Origin of the sequence: uncultured Lutibacter sp. (genome assembly GCF_937891065.1) — a bacterium.
Taxonomy (GTDB): domain Bacteria; phylum Bacteroidota; class Bacteroidia; order Flavobacteriales; family Flavobacteriaceae; genus Lutibacter.
In genome coordinates, this window is the sequence record NZ_CALAEQ010000055.1 from 1 (window position 1) to 17819 (window position 17819).

At 31.0% G+C, this 17819-nt stretch carries 11 protein-coding genes; 8 read left to right on the forward strand and 3 right to left on the reverse strand.

Features of this window, described 5'->3' with window-relative positions; genetic code table 11:
* The 3 genes from Q0352_RS03335 to Q0352_RS03345 all read right to left on the reverse strand — a co-directional run.
* On the reverse strand, window positions 1-1325 hold a 1325-nt coding region (locus Q0352_RS03335), incomplete at its 3' end, for a SusE domain-containing protein (RefSeq protein ID WP_299523602.1).
* A 19-nt stretch (window positions 1326-1344) separates the two neighbouring features.
* Window positions 1345-2922: a RagB/SusD family nutrient uptake outer membrane protein gene (locus tag Q0352_RS03340; protein WP_299523605.1), complete on the reverse strand. Its 1578-nt coding sequence runs from the start codon at window positions 2920-2922 to the stop codon at window positions 1345-1347.
* A gap of 15 nt (window positions 2923-2937) precedes the next feature.
* Complete coding sequence (locus tag Q0352_RS03345; protein WP_299523609.1) at window positions 2938-5850, reverse strand: SusC/RagA family TonB-linked outer membrane protein; 2913 nt, start codon at window positions 5848-5850, stop codon at window positions 2938-2940.
* Window positions 5851-6164: 314 nt separating this feature from the next.
* Between Q0352_RS03345 and Q0352_RS03350 the strand changes: the two genes are divergently transcribed.
* From Q0352_RS03350 to Q0352_RS03385, 8 genes are all read left to right on the forward strand, one after another.
* Window positions 6165-7199, forward strand: coding sequence for a LacI family DNA-binding transcriptional regulator (locus Q0352_RS03350; protein ID WP_299523611.1), 1035 nt, complete (start codon window positions 6165-6167; stop codon window positions 7197-7199).
* A gap of 238 nt (window positions 7200-7437) precedes the next feature.
* Complete coding sequence (locus Q0352_RS03355) at window positions 7438-8775, forward strand: MFS transporter (protein ID WP_299523614.1); 1338 nt, start codon at window positions 7438-7440, stop codon at window positions 8773-8775.
* A gap of 4 nt (window positions 8776-8779) precedes the next feature.
* Window positions 8780-9436 (forward strand): beta-phosphoglucomutase, encoded by a 657-nt coding sequence (gene pgmB, locus Q0352_RS03360; RefSeq protein WP_299523617.1) that lies wholly within the window; start codon window positions 8780-8782, stop codon window positions 9434-9436.
* Between the two features lie 6 nt (window positions 9437-9442).
* Window positions 9443-11749, forward strand: coding sequence for a family 65 glycosyl hydrolase domain-containing protein (locus Q0352_RS03365; RefSeq protein WP_299523620.1), 2307 nt, complete (start codon window positions 9443-9445; stop codon window positions 11747-11749).
* Between the two features lie 71 nt (window positions 11750-11820).
* Entirely contained in the window at window positions 11821-13683 is a 1863-nt protein-coding gene (locus Q0352_RS03370) for a glycoside hydrolase family 13 protein (RefSeq protein WP_299523623.1), read from the forward strand.
* Between the two features lie 3 nt (window positions 13684-13686).
* A complete protein-coding gene (locus Q0352_RS03375; protein ID WP_299523626.1) occupies window positions 13687-14655 on the forward strand; it encodes an alpha/beta hydrolase-fold protein in 969 nt (322 codons plus the stop codon).
* 21 nt (window positions 14656-14676) lie between these two features.
* Window positions 14677-17058, forward strand: coding sequence for a TIM-barrel domain-containing protein (locus Q0352_RS03380; protein WP_299523629.1), 2382 nt, complete (start codon window positions 14677-14679; stop codon window positions 17056-17058).
* Between the two features lie 6 nt (window positions 17059-17064).
* A partial coding sequence (locus Q0352_RS03385) for an alpha-amylase family glycosyl hydrolase (RefSeq protein WP_299523632.1) occupies window positions 17065-17819 on the forward strand: 755 nt, incomplete at its 3' end.

Sequence of the window (17819 nt, forward strand, 5' to 3'; positions counted from 1 at the left end):
TTTAATAAATAAGTGCCATTATTAATATCTAGCATTATTCTATAGTTTCCTGCTGTTACTGCAATATTGTCTCCTCCATCATCTATTGTTCCATCTGCTCCAGTATCACCATAATTGAAGCCCCAGTCTTCATTTAGACGGAATTTGATTTCACCATCAACAAGGGTTGCAATATCTCCAACCCAGATACCTGGATTCACCTCAGTCAAACTAAAATCAGGCGTAGCACCCCAATCATTATAGCCAGAACCTACAATTCCCCATATATCTGCTTCAACAATAGTGTATTCATTATTATTCAAGTCTAATGTTACAGTATAAAAGCCACTAGTTACAGCAATATTATCTCCTCCATCATCTAAAGTTCCATCTGCACCTGAATCACCAAAATTCACACCCCAATCTGCATTAAACCTAAATTTAATTTCACCATCAAGTAGTTTAACACCTACTTTAAAAGTATCAGTTGTATAATCATAGTAAAACTTTGCATCAGGCGTAGCACCCCAATCATTATAACCAGAACCTACTATACCCCATAAAAATGGTTCAATACTGTATGCAAGTGTATTTGTATTAAAAGTAATTTTATAGGTACCAGCTGTTACAGCAATATTATCACCACCATTATCTAATATACCATCTGCTCCAGTATCACCATAATTAAGAGCCCAAGCGTTATCGTCTCTGAATTTAATTTCACCATCAAATAAGGTAGCGTAAGCTACTAAAACATCTGAATCGCTAGTTGTATAGAAAGGAGAATCAAGATAAGCGCCCCAATTATTATATCCAGAACCTACAACACCCCAAGTAGTAACAGCAAAACCATTAGCTGCAGCTACTATTTCAGGAATATTCACATTTAAGGCTTGAACTTGTGAAAACGATTCGCTTTCACCTTGTGTTCCTATAGAGGCTTTTATTCTAAAGTAGATGCTACCAATATTTGGTTCTTCGGTAGTAGGGTCATTATCTAAACCTGCTTCTGCAGCCAAATTCATCAATTGATTAATTGTAACTCCTATTTCATTTTCAGTTGTTGTACCTAAAACGGTATAAACATCAAATGTTTCACTTATTGATCCTTGCATTTCATAATTTACAATAGTTTCTACACCAAAATCTGGAGAAACCCAAACAAATCGTTCTGCTAAATTTTTAGAAGTTTGGCTTGTTAATATATATTCATTTTGAAATGAGTTTACAAATTGAATAGTTTCTTGAGGAGTTTGAGCAATAAATTCAAACTTATCATCATCTTGACACGAATTAAAGCCTACCAAGACTAAAATTAGTAATGTTAAAATTTTTATTGTTTTCATTGTTTCTAGTTTTAATTTTTTAATACCCTACGTTTTGAGTAAGATTAGGATTGGTTGATAATACGTTAGTTGGTAAAGGGAAAATATTTCTGAATTGATCTACTGAAGTTCCATTAGGGACATTTCCTTTAAAAGGCCATAAAAAACTATTTGTAGTGAAATAATTGTAACGAACTAAATCAGTACGTCTTTGACCTTCCCAATACAATTCTCTAGATCTTTCGTCTAAAACAAAATTTAAATCTAAATCAGCACTTGAAATATTACCAGTTGTGTTACCATAGGCTCTAGTACGTAATTCGTTTATTTTAGATGTAGCTATACCTAAATCACCGCCGCCACCTCTTAAAGAAGCTTCAGCATAATTTAAATATATTTCAGCTAAACGAATTAAAGGTAAATCTGTATCAACAAAATCACCACCTGTATCATTACCAGCATTTCCATTAGAATCTACATTTTTAAATTTAGCAATAGCATAACCTTCTTTAAATGGAGGGATTTTTTCTATTTCCAAATTTTGTCCATCTGTATGAAACATACCTCTTTGATCTTCTGATGCAAATTTTTCAACTAAAGTTTTAGTAGTACGTAAGCCTCCCCAGCCTCCATTTACACCAAAATCTGCAGCATTCATTGTACCACCAATAGCGGCATGAACTAAGAAAGTAGTACCACCATAAGTTTGTGATTGAAGACCATCAAAATTTAAAGCAAAAATAAATTCGCTTTGTGCACCATTGGTATCGTTATCTGCTAAAAATAATTCGTCATAAGCAGTTCCGTTTCCGTTAGCATCATTCATATTAATTGAGTAAGATGAATTTATAACGTTGTTTGAGAAAGTTACACATTCAGTATATTTTGCTTCATTTATCCAAACTTCAGCATTTAAGTATAATCTTGATAACAATGCCCAAGCAGCAACTTGATCAACTCTACCATATTCATTTGAACCTCCCGGTTTTAATAAATCTTGAATTTCTAGTAATTCAGACTCCACAAAAGAGAAAATCTCAGTTCTATTGCTTTGTAAAGGTAAGTCAGTAGAAATATCTGAAGTTAAAGGAACATTAGCATAAAGATCCATTAAATTATAATATGCATAGGCTCTTAAAAATCGAGCTTCAGCAATATAATATTGTACTTCTGTATTTTCATTTAATAAAGTAGCATTTTTAATAAATGAATTACTAAATGATACTTCTTGCGCTAAACGAGAGTACATAGCTTCAGTAAAATCATTACTACTTGACCATGACATTCCATGTAAATCAGGTAAACCTGGATCTCCCCATCCTACTACAGCTTCGTCTGTAGTTAAAACATTAAGGTTAAACAGCATTCTCGAAAACTGTGAGAAACCTTCATCAATATCAGCAATATCTGGCTGACCAGCAGGTCCTTCTTGACCTGTTAGTGTTAAACCAGCATATAATTTAGCTAAGGCACCTTGGGCGTCATTAGCACTTGCAAATACATCTTCTTGTGTAAAACTATCAGGATCAATTGGCGATAAATTTAAATCGTCATGACATGATGCCATAAAAAACGTGATAGCTACAGCAAAAATGAGTTTTTTTAATATATTTTTCATTTTTCTATTATTTTATTAAAAATCAATATTAACGCCTAACACAAATGTTCTTGGTCTAGGATAAAAATTATTGTCAATTCCACCTGATATTTCTGGGTCTAACCCTTTATAATCGGTAATTGTAGCAACATTTTGTACAGATCCATATAATCTAAAAACAACATCATCCATAACTTTGTCTAAACGACACCCTAAAGTGATATTGTCAATTTTGAAAAAAGAAGCCTCATCAATAAAGTAATCACTTAATAAGTTTTGCTCTGTTGTTTCTACAAAGCCAGTATTTAAATGATTAGCATGTAAGTTTGTTAAAATACTGTTGGCAGTTGCTCTTCTTAAATAACCATTGCTAGAAGCTACGTTATTGTAAGCGTAATTACCAATATTAGCTCTAGTGACTACAGATAAATCCCAATTTTTATAATTTAAATCAGCATTTAATCCCATAATAACATCAGCATATGGGTCTTTATAAATATATCTATCATCGTCATTAATAATATTATCCCCATTTCTATCAACAAAAGCACCTTCAATTGGAGCACCTGTAGTATCATAAATTTGTTTGTAAACTAAATAACTAAATGGAGATTCACCTTCTGTATGAATTTGTATGTTGTTACCAACACCACCACTAATACCACCAACTGATTGGTCAAAAGGTAGTTTAGTTACTTCATTTTGGTTGAAAGCCACATTATAACTGATGTTTAATTTTAAATCGTCAGTTTGCACTGGAATTACATTTATGGTAAATTCAACACCTTTATTTTCCATATCACCAATATTTTTATCAATACGATTTCCAAAATTTGTAAACGGATCAATAAAAGCAGATGAAATTAAATCTTTCGTTTCTTTAAGATAAGCATTAACAGATCCAGTTATTCTTTTATCTAATAAAGCATAGTCTAAACCAATGTTATATGTTCTACCAACTTCCCAACGTAAATCTTCATTTATTGGTTCAGGTCTAAAAGTTTGATAAAAAGCATTTCCAAATTGATAATTTGCGGTAGATTGACTTCCAGTATATCTTGTTAAAAAATTATAATCGCCTAAACCATTTACATTACCAACTTCACCATAACCAGCTCTTAATTTTAATTCATTGAAAATCCCATCTTTCATAAAATTTTCTTTATGAATGTTCCAAGCAGCAGCTAATGAAGGAAAATACCCCCAACGGTCGTTTGGATTTAATTTTGAAGAGGCATCAGCTCTTAATGTTGCAGTAAATAAATATTTACTATCATAGGAATAATTGAACCTACCAAAATAAGATAAAAGAACATTTTCGGATTTGTCAATAAATTCAAAATCATTACCATCTTCTTCCTTTTCACTATCATAATTATAATTATCAAATTCGAATTTTTGATAGGAGTAACCTGTAACAAGATTTAAATTATGTAATTCATTAAATGATTTGTTATAAGTTAAATAAGCATCAAATAATTTGTTAATTGCATCTTGAGTATAGGTACTTCTTGAACCATTCCATGAGGTATCTGAAGTAGGAATAAATTCTGAAGTAATATTTCTACCATGGCTATTTGATTTGTCATAACCAACATTAACAGTAGCAGTTATATCTGAGAAGAAATGCAATTTGTAATCGAATTTTGCATTCCCAACAAAACGTCTTACCTCTGCATTATCATCTACTAAATTAAGTAGCGCAACAGGGTTTGAACCAGCTAAGTTTAATTGATATCCATTAGTACCGGTCCAAGCGAAATAATTTTTAAATATTGAACTTGTATCACGTACCCATTGTGTTGGGTCAAAACCAACAGCTGATCCAATGGCTCCTCTATTAGCAAATGTATTTTCGGTGTACATTCCACGAGCATTTAACTCTATTTTTAAATGATTATCTAATAAAGTAGGTGTTAAATTTAAAGCTGCTGTTGTACGTTTAAAGTTATCACCTTTTAATGTGCCTTCGTGATCAGAATATCCCAAAGAAGCTCTCATTGGTATTCCATGAGCACTTCCTAAAGCACTAAAAGAATGATCAGATCCAATAGCATTGGTATAAATTTCATCTTGCCAATTTGTTGTGGCTGAACCTAAACGACCTATAGCATCTGCATCTCCAGTGCTATTTACTAAATCACGAAATTGAGAAGCAGAAAGTACATCTACCTGATCAATTGCAACATAAGAAGATGTTGATGAGCTTACGTTAAATTTGAAATCAGTGTCCTTTCCTTTTTTTGTAGTAATCAAAATTACACCATTAGCTGCTCTAGAACCATAAATGGCTGTTGCAGAGGCATCTTTTAAAACTACCATGCTTTCAATATCATTTGGGTTGATTAAGTTTAAAGGATTTCTAGATCCTCCAACTCCTCCATCATTTAAAGGGATTCCATCAACTACAATTAAAGGAGAACTTGTTAATGATAAAGATCCAAGACCTCTAATAATAATGCTTTGCCCTTCACCAGGAGCTCCACTACCAGAAGTTACAGAAACCCCGGCAATTTTACCACTAATCAATTGTTGAGCAGATACTATAGGTCCTTCATTAAAGTCTTTAGACGTAATTAAGTCTACAGATCCGGTTAAATCTTCCTTTTTGGTACTCCCATAACCAATAAGAACAATCTCGTCTAATGTTTCTGCACTTTGATCCAATGCTACATTTATTGTACCACTTGCACCTACAGTTACTTCCAGGGTCGTAAACCCAATATAAGAAAACACAAGTACATCACCCTGATTTATATTTTCTAGGATATAATTCCCATCAAAATCAGTTGCGGTACCTTTTACAGTTCCTTTTATAATAATACCAACTCCCGGTAATTCACTACCAGTAGCTTTTTCTGTTACCTTACCAGTTACTGTTTGTTGCGCGAACAAACTAAGCGGTAAAAATACGATAACAGTCAATAGAAAAAGTTTGAAATTTTTCATCTATTTTAAGTTAATTAATAATTAAGTTTTTAAATAATTTGTACTATTTTCATTACATTTCACAGTGTGAAGTTAAGAAGTTAACACAGATTTAACACTATTTTAAATGTTACGCAAACGTTTTCGTGTTTATAACTTTTTCACTCTAACGTTAGAGTTGATTCATTTTTTTTCTATCTAAATCGTTAATTTTTATTAAAATAGCACTTTTTAAGGTTAAATTTGAATAGGAAACGAATAATCTTACACTTCATAATGGTATATAGTTCCTTTATTAATTTTATATTTGTACAAAACAGGATAACAATATTAAGATGAAGCCAAGAATAACACTTAAAAAAATTGCAAAGGAATTTAGTGTCTCTATTTCAACGGTTTCAAAGGCGCTAAAAGGAAGTCATGAAATAAGTGAGGAGGTACGTGAAAGAATTCAGGCGTACGCGAATTTTTATAATTACAAACCCAACAATTTAGCGTTACAACTTAGAAATCAAAAAACATCAGTTATTGGAGTTATAATTCCAGAAATTGTTCACCATTTTTTTTCAACTGTAATTGATGGGATTGAGCAATATGCAAATCAAAAAGGATATAATGTAATGGTTTGTGTTTCAAATGAATCATATGAAAAAGAAGTCCTAAACTTTAGTTTATTGGCTAATGGGAGTGTAGATGGTTTAATAGTATCTGTAGCTAGAGAAACACAAGAAAATAAAATTTATAAGCATTTTGAAGCATTAACCAAAGATGAATTTCCATTGGTTTTATTTGATAGAATAATCAATGAAATAGAATGTGATAAAGTGGTAATTGATGATGTTGGTGGAGCTTTTAAAGCTACAAATCATTTAATGGATGTTGGCGCAAAACGCATAGCACTGATTACAACTGAGGATTATGTGTCAGTTGGTTCTTTAAGAAAAGAAGGATATTTGAAAGCATTAACTACTAGAGGAGTTGAAATAGATGAAAATCTGATTTATAAATTAAATGATAAAAATGATTTACCATCGCAAATAGAAAAGGTGTTTGACGTTCCAAACCCACCAGATGGAATTCTTGCAGTGAATGAAATATATGCTGCAAATGCTTTAATTATAGCAAAAGAAAAGGGATTATCAATTCCAGAAGACATTGCAATTATTGGTTTTACAAGTGGATTAATTTCAGCCTTTACATCACCTCCATTAACTTGTGTAGAGCAACACGGTTTTTTAATGGGAAACCAAGCTGCTGAATTATTAATTAATAGGATTGAGAATTCAGCACCTTTAGAATTTAAAAAAGAAGTTATTTCAACAAATCTTAAAATAAGAAAATCTACTTCATTAGCAGGTTTAAAAAATTAAAATATAGTTATACCGTTTTTTTATTTAAGTTTTTCTCAAAAAAATCTTTTAACTCAAAGGTTGTAGTAGTATAAATACGATATTTAACTCTAAATCTTGTATTTAAAAAGCTTAAAAATTAAAATAATATTATATATTTGCTTCGTAAAAGAGATTTTACATTACTATTTTCACACACTTCACATCAAACAATTAAAGCAATATTGCTTTGCATTGTTAATTTCTAATATTAACATTTATGGAAAAAAGGAAACTTAGTTTCTGGGATATTTGGAACATGAGTTTCGGTTTCTTAGGAATTCAAATGGGTTTTGCATTGCAAAATGCGAATGCAAGTAGAATTTTACAAATTTTTGGTGCTGACGTACACGAACTTTCTTGGTTTTGGGTTGTAGCTCCATTAACAGGTTTAATTGTTCAACCTATTATAGGTTATTATAGTGATAGAACTTGGACAAAACTTGGTAGAAGACGCCCCTATTTTTTGGTTGGAGCTTTATTAGCGGCAGCAGGGTTAATTTTAATGCCTAATGCAGATATGTTTACGGCATTTATGCCGGCATTATGGGTTGGAGCTGGTATGCTTATGATTATGGATGCTTCATTTAATGTAGCGATGGAACCATTTAGAGCATTAGTTGCTGATTTATTGCCTTCAGATCAAAGAACACTTGGATTTAGTATTCAAACTGTATTAATTGGTATTGGAGCTGTAATAGGTTCTTGGTTACCGTATGCATTAGCAAATTGGTTTGGTGTTTCAAATAATGCAGCAGAAGGTGAAGTGCCACTCAATTTATTGCTTTCATTCATTATTGGAGCTGCAGTTTTAGTTGTGAGTATTTTAATTACTGTATTTACAACTAAAGAGTATTCTCCAGAAGAAATGGCTCAGTTTAGTAAAGAGGAAGAAGAAGTTGAAGAAACATCTAGTTTATTTGATATTTTTTCTGATTTTAAGAAAATGCCATTAACAATGAAACAATTGAGCTCTGTTCAATTTTTCTCATGGTTTGGTTTATTTGGTATGTGGGTATTTGCTACACCAGCAATTGCACATCACGTTTATGGTTTGTCTTTAGATGATCACGGTACAGCATATCAAACTGCAGGAGATTGGGTTGGAATTTTATTCGGTGCTTACAATGCTGTTTCAGCAGTATATGCATTCTTTTTACCAGCAATAGCTAAAAAATTCGGTAGAAAAATGACGTATACAATTGGGTTAGTTTGTGGAGGTTTAGGATTAATTTCTATTTATTTTGTTCCAAACGAAAACTGGTTATTTCTTTCTATGTTTGGAATTGGTATAGCTTGGGCTAGTATTTTAGCAATGCCTTATGCAATTTTAGCGGGATCTATTCCTGCGAAAAAAATGGGAGTTTATATGGGGATATTTAATTTCTTCATTGTAATTCCTCAAATAATTAATGCAATAATAGGTGGGCCAATTGTAAAATATGTTTACGGAGGTAATCCAATTTTCGCTCTAGTTATTAGTGGTGTTTCATTATTAATTGCAGCAATGTTAGTGGTAAGAGTTAAAGATGTAGATGACGTAGTAATTAATGGATAAATAAATGAAAAAAGAGATAGGTTTTATATTTGATTTGGATGGTGTTATAGTAGATACAGCAAAGTATCATTATTTAGCTTGGAGAAATTTAGCAAATTCTTTAGGGTTTGATTTTACGGAAGAGCAAAATGAATTATTAAAAGGAGTGAGCAGAGTTAAATCGCTTGAAATTTTGTTGAATCTTGGAAAAGTTGAATTGTCAGAAGAAGAAAAACAAGCATATTTACTTCAAAAAAATACGGAGTATTTGGGATATGTAAATAAAATGACTGATGAAGAAATTTTGCCAGGAATTAATGAGCTATTAAATTATTTAGATGCTAAGGGTATAAAATATGCTTTAGGTTCAGCGAGTAAAAATGCTCCATTAATTCTTAAAAAAGTAGGATTAATAGAGCGATTTGCGGCTATTGTTGATGGAAATGATGTGTCTAAAGCTAAACCAGATCCGGAAGTGTTTTTAATAGGGGCCAAAAAACTTCATATGAAGCCAGAAAACTGTATAGTAGTTGAAGATGCTATTGCTGGTGTTGAAGCTGCAAATGCTGCAAAAATGATAAGTATAGGAATTGGCGATGCCGAATTGTTAAGTGAAGCTACGTATATATTAAAAGATACAAAAGGCTTTACAGTTGATTTTTTAAAAAATCTAATTAATTAGAAAAAGATGAATAAGAATTATATAGTTCCAAATGAATGGTCAATTATTGAAGAAGTCTTTGATGTTGAAAATGTAAAAGCTTCTGAAAGTCTATTTAGCATTGGAAATGGAGCAATGGGCCAACGTGCCAATTTTGAAGAAGATTATTCTGGTGAAACATTACAAGGTAGTTATATTGGAGGTGTTTATTACCCTGATAAAACAAGAGTTGGATGGTGGAAAAATGGATATCCTGAGTATTTTGCAAAAGTTTTGAATGCTCCAAATTGGATTGGTATTCATGTACAAATTAACAACACTAATTTAGATTTAAACTTGTGTAAAGTATCTAACTTTAGAAGAGAATTGAACATGAAAGAAGGATGGTTAAGCCGTTCTTTTAATGCGATACTTCAAACAGGAGAAGAAATTAGAGTTGAAGCAAAAAGATTGATCAGTGTTGAATTAAATGAAGTTGGGGCAATAGAATACAGTGTAAAAGCTGTAAATTTCTCAGGAGAAATTACTTTTTCACCATATTTAGATGCAGGTATTGTAAACGAAGATGCTAACTACGATGAATATTTTTGGGAAACATTAAAATTAGTTGAGGGTAAAAAGAATGGCTGTATTTATGCAAAAACGCTAAAAACAGAATTCCATGTGGTAACAGCTATGGAAATTTTATTGAAGTTAAACAATAAAAAAATTAGTGCTCCGCAAAAAACTAAAATTGAGGAAAAATCAATAACATATACTTATAAGATTAATGTATTAGAAGGTGATACGGCTACAATTTATAAATATGGAAGTTATGTAAGTTCTTTGAATTATAATAATGATGAATTGATAGATGCTTGTCTTCAAAATGTGAAAGAGGCAAGTTTAATTGGTTTTAAAAAATTATTAAAACTTCAAGAACAATCGTGGGCAGAAATTTGGCAAACCGCTGATATTATCATTGAAGGCGATGTAAAAGCACAACAAGGAATCAGGTTTAATATTTTTCAACTGAATCAAACCTATATGGGTACTGATGCTCGTTTAAATATTGGTCCAAAAGGTTTTACGGGTGAAAAATACGGAGGAAGTACCTATTGGGATACAGAAGCTTATTGTATTCCTTTTTATATGGGAACAAAAAATTCTGACGTTGCAAAAAACTTATTACTTTACAGATACAATCAACTGGATAAAGCTATTGAAAATGCCGAGAAATTAGGTTTTAAAAATGGCGCAGCTTTGTATCCAATGGTAACAATGAATGGTGAAGAATGCCATAATGAGTGGGAAATTACTTTTGAAGAAATTCATAGAAATGGAGCTATGATTTATGGAATTTATAACTATGTAAATTATACACAAGATTTCGATTATATTCCAAAATTCGGTTTAGAAGTTATGATTGCTGTTGCACGTTTTTGGCATCAAAGAGCTAATTTTTCAGCAGCTAAAAATCAATATGTAATTTTAGGTGTAACCGGACCTAATGAATACGAAAACAATGTAAATAACAACTTTTACACAAATTATTTAGCAAAATGGTGTATTGAATATGCTGTAGAATGTATAAATAAAGTACAAGAACAGTTTGAAGATGATTTTAACCGAGTAATGGTTAAAACAAAATTGACTAAAACAGAAACTGATAAATGGATGAATGTTGCAGATAATATGTATTTTCCATTTAGTGAAAAGCACAATGTTTATTTACAACAAGATAATTTTTTAGATAAAGAATTAATTCCTGTAAGTGAATTACCAAAATCTGAACGACCAATAAATCAAAAATGGTCTTGGGACCGTATTTTACGTTCTTGTTATATTAAACAAGCTGATGTTTTACAAGGAATGTTCTTTTTTGAAAATAAATTTTCCAAAGAGGAGCTAGAGCGTCATTTCGATTTTTATGAGCCATTAACTGTTCATGAATCATCTTTATCGCCTTGTGTTCACTCAATTTTAGCAGCATCTATTGATAGAATGCCAAAAGCTTACGAACAGTATGTACGTACATCTCGTTTAGATTTAGATGATTACAATCATGAAGTAGATGAAGGTTGTCATATTACAAGTATGGCTGGAACTTGGATGTCTATAGTACAAGGATTTGGAGGTATGCGAGTGAATGAAAGTGGAAATTTATCTTTCAACCCACAAATACCTGAACAATGGAAATCGTACTCATTTACAATTAATTTTAGAAATCAAACACTAAAAGTAAGAGTAAATCAATCTGGAACTACTTTTGAATTAGATGGTACGTTAGATTTAGCAATACAAGTAAACAAAAAATTAATAACTGTTACCCCAAATAAATTAGTAACGGTTTAATTTGAATTCCTTCTTTATAAATAATATTTAAGTTAGTAAAGAAGGAATTTATAACTTAAAAATTTATTCAGATGAAAACAATTTCTTTTATATTCCTTTTATTAATAAGCCTAACAATTAACGCTCAAAAAATAGAACGAGTTGAACCGCCAAATTGGTGGGTTGGAATGAATAATAATGAAGTTGAACTATTAGTTTATGGTGAAAATATTTCAAGTTATTCTCCTGAAATAAAAGATGCAACAATTGATTTAAAGCAGATTAAAAGAACAGAAAATAAAAACTATCTTTTTTTAACTGTGGATGTTTCAAAAGCCGTTGTAGGAAAATTTAAAATTAATTTTTCAAAAACAGGGAAACGACATAATTTCAGCATAGATTATGAATTAAAAGAACGTAATAAAGACTCAAAACTTCGTGAAGGTTTTAATAGTTCAGATGCTATTTATTTAATTACTCCAGATCGTTTTGCAAATGCAGATACTTCAAATGATATTGTTAAAGGTTTAAAGGAACAAGGCATCAATAGAAAAGATGATTATGCTCGTCATGGTGGAGATATCAAAGGAATTACCAATCACTTAGATTATATTTCCGATATGGGATTTACTGCTATTTGGTCAACTCCTGTTTTAACCAATGATATGATAGAAAGTTCATATCACGGGTATGCAATTACAGATTTATACCAGCCAGATCCAAGATTTGGAACTATGGATGAATATATTGAATTGGCTACAAAATCAAAAGAAAGAGGTATTAAATTGGTAATGGATATGGTTGAAAATCATATTGGAGCAGGACATTGGTGGATGAAAGATTTACCAACAAATGACTGGGTGAATTATCAAAAAGAGTTTTTAGAAGGTAATATTGTTACTACAAATCATAGAAGAACTACAAATCAAGATAGTTATGCTTCAAAAAAAGATAAAGCTTTAATGAGCGAGGGTTGGTTTGTTTCTTCAATGCCAGATTTAAATCAGCGAAATCCTTTATTGGCAAAATATTTAATTCAAAATAGCATTTGGTGGATTGAAACATTGGATTTAGGTGGTGTTCGTCAGGATACATATCCTTATCCAGATAAAGAATTTATGGCGAATTGGGCGGGAACAATTATGAATGAATATCCAAATATGAGTATTGTTGGAGAGGAATGGAGTTTAAATCCGTTATTAGTTGGTTATTGGCAAGATGGAAAAAACAATAAAGATGGCTATAAATCAAATTTAAGTTCAACCATGGATTTTCCAATGCAACACGCTATTGTTAGTGCTTTAAATGAAGAAGATAGTTGGGATAAAGGATTGGTAAAAATATATGAAGGACTGGCAAACGATTTTTCGTATGCAAATCCGAGTAAAATTATGATTTTTCCAGACAATCATGATATGAGTAGGATTTTTACACAGCTTAATGAGGATGTTGTAAAAACGGAAATGGCTATGGGATATTTGTTAGCATTGCCAAGAGTTGCACAAGTTTATTATGGAACTGAGGTTTTAATTAGCGATGCTGCTAAACCTGGAGATCACGGTTTAATTAGAACTGATTTCCCTGGAGGTTGGGAAAATGATAAAACAAATGCTTTTACAGGGAGAGGATTAAGCACAGATCAACTTGAAATGCAATCATTTTTGAAGAAAGTATTAAATTATCGTAAAAATAGTGATGCTATACATTCAGGGAAAACAATTCATTTTGCGCCTGAAAAAGGTGTTTATGTTTTATTCAGAATTCTAGATGAAGAAATTGTAACTATTATTTTAAACAAAAATGAATTGCCTATTAATTTAGATTTAAACCGATTTAAAGAAATAGGATTATCGGGAAAACAAGTTAGAAATATTATTTCAAATGATGAATTTACTTGGGAAGAGTCTTTAAAATTAAATTCAAAAGGAGTTGTGATTTTAACCACTAAAAAGTAAATAATGAAAGCTTTCAAAAGTATCTTAGTAATTACATTTGTTTTAGTTTTTATTTCTTGTAAAGAGAAACAACAAGTTGTAAAAGAAGATGTTAACATAGAAATTTCAGATTACTCAGGAAATTTATCTTCAGGAACTATAAAACGAATTGATAGCTTTCCTTCGAAATTTGTTCGACCACGAACTATAGATGTTTGGCTGCCAAATAATTATTCTAAAAATGAAAAATATGCAGTTTTATATATGCACGATGGACAAATGCTATTTGATGCCAATACAACTTGGAACAAACAAGAATGGAAAGTTGATGAAATTGTAGGCGGTTTAATTGATTCAGCTAAGATTAAAGACTGTATTGTTGTTGCAATGTGGAATCATTCGGATATCAGACATACTGAATATTATCCGCAAAAACCATTTGATCTGTTACCTAAAAAATTTAAAGATTCAATTTTTGAAACTGCGACAAAACAATTTGGAACAGAATTTAAAGGGATTCAATCAGATGAATATTTAAAATTCATAGTTGAAGAAGTAAAGCCATTTATTGATGCTAATTTTTCAACACTTACAACTCCTGAAAATACTTTTATAGCAGGATCAAGTATGGGCGGATTAATATCCATGTATGCATTGTGTGAATATCCTGAAATTTTTGGTGGTGCAGCTTGTTTATCAACTCATTGGATTGGGTTTATGCCACAAGAAAATAGTTTAGTTCCAACAACATTTTTTAGATATTTAGCTCAAAATTTACCTACGGCTAAAAACCATAAAATATACTTTGATTATGGTACAAACACATTAGATGAGTATTATTTACCATTTCAAAAAGAATTAGATGAGGTTTTAAAATTAAAAGGTTACAACGAATTAAATTCAAAAAACTTAAAATTTGAAGGTCACGATCATTCTGAAAACTCTTGGAATCAACGTTTTCAAATTCCTGTTGAATTTTTGTTAAAGAAATAAAATAATATAATTCTTAATTAAATGAAGTACTTAAATAAAATATTGACAATCTTCATAATTGTTTTGTCTGTTTCTTTCTCTTTTTCTCAAAATTCAAAAAGAGAATTTGAAAGTGTTACTAAATACAAAACTTTTGTTGAAGTAAAGACAAACGATGGTTTGTATCGTTTTCAACCTTACGGAAACGAAATTATAGAAACTTCGTTTATACCAAATGGAGAAACATTCAATCCAAATTCTCACGCAGTAGTTTTAAAAACAAAAGCTGTTGAAATGGAAATAATTGAAAACACCAATTTAACTGAAATTAAAATGTTAAATATTTCTGTTAAAATTTCACATTCTCCATTTCAAGTTTCATATTATTACGAAGGGAATTTATTAACTTCAGAGAAGAATGGATATTCAAAAAATGAAGATTATGAAGTGTTAGATTTTAATTTGACAGATGATGAAGTTTTGTTTGGTGGAGGAGCTCGCGCTTTAGGAATGAATAGAAGAGGCTATAGATTAGAGTTATATAATAAGGCACACTATGGATACGAAACGCATTCAGAATTAATGAATTTTACCATTCCTGTGGTGTATTCTTCAAAAATGTATGCGATACATTTTGATAACGCCCCAATAGGTTATTTAGATTTGGATAGTAAAAAATCAAATACATTGTCTTATGAAACGATATCTGGTCGTAAAACATATCAAGTTATTGCTGGTGATGATTGGGAAGAATTGGTTGAGAATTATGTAAATTTAACTGGAAAACAACCAATGATTCCTCGTTGGGCTTTGGGTAATTTTTCAAGTAGATTTGGATATCATTCTCAAAAAGAAGTTACTGAAACAATAGATGCATTTATAGAAGAAGAAATTCCTGTAGATGCTATTATTTTGGATTTATTTTGGTTTGGAAAAGAAATGAAAGGAACTATGGGAAACTTTGAATTCGAAAAAGATTCGTTCCCAAATCCTAAAAAAATGATTTCAGATTTAAAGGAGAAAGGTGTTAAAACAATTTTAATTTCGGAACCTTTTATTTTAACAACTTCAAAAAAATGGGATGAAGCTGTAGAACAAGATGTTTTAGGAAAAACCAAAGAGGGAGAGGCTTATAAATACGATTTTTACTTTGGAAACACTGGAATTGTAGATATTTTTAAACCAGAAGGAAAACAATGGTTTTGGGATATTTATAAAAAGTTTAATAATTATGGAGTTGCAGGTTGGTGGGGAGATTTAGGGGAGCCAGAAGTTCATCCTTCTGATTTATTACACGCAACTGGAACTGCTGATGAGGTTCATAATATTTATGGACATAATTGGGCTAAATTAATTTTTGAAGGCTATCAAAAAGACTTCCCAAATCAGCGTCCGTTTATTTTGATGCGTGCAGGTTATTCTGGTTCGCAACATTATGGATTAATTCCGTGGTCGGGAGATGTGAATAGAAGTTGGGGAGGTTTACAATCTCAAATGGAAATAGCTTTACAAATGGGAATGCAAGGTTTAGGATATATGCATTCAGATTTAGGTGGTTTTGCAGGTAATAATTTAGACAATGAATTATACACACGTTGGTTACAATATGGCGTTTTTCAACCAATATTTAGACCTCATGCACAAGAAGAAGTTCCTTCTGAACCTGTTTTTAGAGAACCTAAAACAAAAGCTTTAGCCAAAAAATCGATAGAATTACGTTATAGTTTAATGCCTTATAATTACACGCTTTCTTTTGAAAATAACCAAAAAGGAATAGCATTAATGCGCCCGTTATTTTTTGAGCAACCTTCAAATTCAATGTTGTTAAATTATGATAAAACCTATTTATGGGGAGAACATTTTTTAATAAGTCCTGTGGTAAAACAAGGAATTACCGAGCAAGAAGTTTACTTCCCATCAAAGTCTAATTGGTTTAATTTTTATACGGATGAAAAAGTTGAAGGAGGACAAACAAAAGTAATTGAATTAAATGAAGAAAGTATACCAACGTATGTTCGTGGAGGTGCTTTTATTCCTATGATTCAGTCAATTCAAAATACTTCAATCTATAATTTAAACGAGTTTGATTTGCATTTTTATTTTGATGAAACAGTGAAAGAAAGTGAAGATGAATTATACAATGATGATGGTGAAACTCCAGATGCTTTTGAAAAAGGAATGTATGAGATTTTTAATTTTGAAAGTGAATTCAAAAAGAACTGTTTAACTATTGAAATTGAAACAGAATTAGGGAATAGCTTTAATTTTTCTTCAAAAGAAATTAATTTAATAGTTCATAATATTTCAGTAAAACCAAAAAAAGTAAAAGGTTATAAATTTACTTGGAATGCTAAAAATAACACATTAGTAATTCCAGTTTCAATTAATAATTCAAAAGAAAAATCAATAAAAATTAAATTCTAAAATAGGATGAGGAAATTTGTTTATATCATAATTTTATTTGTTGCAGTACTAAGTTGTAAAGATAAAAATCAGGATAAAAAGGAAATAGCAAAAACGCAAGATGTACCTTTTGTTTGGGAAAATGCAAATGTCTATTTTATGTTAACCGACAGATTTAAGAATGGAGATACTTTAAACGATGTTAATTTTAATAGAACACTAGAAGCTTCAAAATTAAGAGGTTTTGAGGGAGGTGATTTAAAAGGAGTTACTCAAAAAATTGAAGAAGGATATTTTAACGACTTAGGAATTAATGCTATTTGGATGACTCCAATTGTTGAACAAATTCACGGAGCTGTTGATGAAGGAACAGGTGCAACGTATGCTTTTCACGGCTATTGGTCAAAAGACTGGACAAGCTTAGATCCTAATTTTGGAACAAAAGAAGATTTAAAAAAATTAGTTGAAGTTGCACATAAAAATGGAATTAGAATTGTATTGGATGCTGTTATTAATCATACGGGTCCGGTTACAGAAATCGACCTAGTTTATGGAGATGATTGGGTGAGAACGGGTCCACAGTGTAATTATCAAGACTACGAATCAACAGTTACTTGCACATTAGTTAAAAACTTACCAGACATAAAAACGGAAAGCGTTGAAAATGTTGAATTGCCAAAACAACTAGTTGAAAAATGGAAAACGGAAGGACGTTATGAACAAGAAGTGAAAGAATTGGACGAATTCTTTGCAAGAACAGGATATCCAAGAGCTCCAAAATA

Bases quoted from the DNA above. Each gene is read 5' to 3' on its own strand.
- Q0352_RS03340 (WP_299523605.1), bottom strand. From the start codon at position 2,922: ATGAAAAATATATTAAAAAAACTCATTTTTGCTGTAGCTATCACGTTT.
- Q0352_RS03345 (WP_299523609.1), bottom strand. From the start codon at position 5,850: ATGAAAAATTTCAAACTTTTTCTATTGACTGTTATCGTATTTTTACCG.
- Q0352_RS03350 (WP_299523611.1), top strand. From the start codon at position 6,165: ATGAAGCCAAGAATAACACTTAAAAAAATTGCAAAGGAATTTAGTGTC.
- Q0352_RS03355 (WP_299523614.1), top strand. From the start codon at position 7,438: ATGGAAAAAAGGAAACTTAGTTTCTGGGATATTTGGAACATGAGTTTC.
- pgmB (WP_299523617.1), top strand. From the start codon at position 8,780: ATGAAAAAAGAGATAGGTTTTATATTTGATTTGGATGGTGTTATAGTA.
- Q0352_RS03365 (WP_299523620.1), top strand. From the start codon at position 9,443: ATGAATAAGAATTATATAGTTCCAAATGAATGGTCAATTATTGAAGAA.
- Q0352_RS03370 (WP_299523623.1), top strand. From the start codon at position 11,821: ATGAAAACAATTTCTTTTATATTCCTTTTATTAATAAGCCTAACAATT.
- Q0352_RS03375 (WP_299523626.1), top strand. From the start codon at position 13,687: ATGAAAGCTTTCAAAAGTATCTTAGTAATTACATTTGTTTTAGTTTTT.
- Q0352_RS03380 (WP_299523629.1), top strand. From the start codon at position 14,677: ATGAAGTACTTAAATAAAATATTGACAATCTTCATAATTGTTTTGTCT.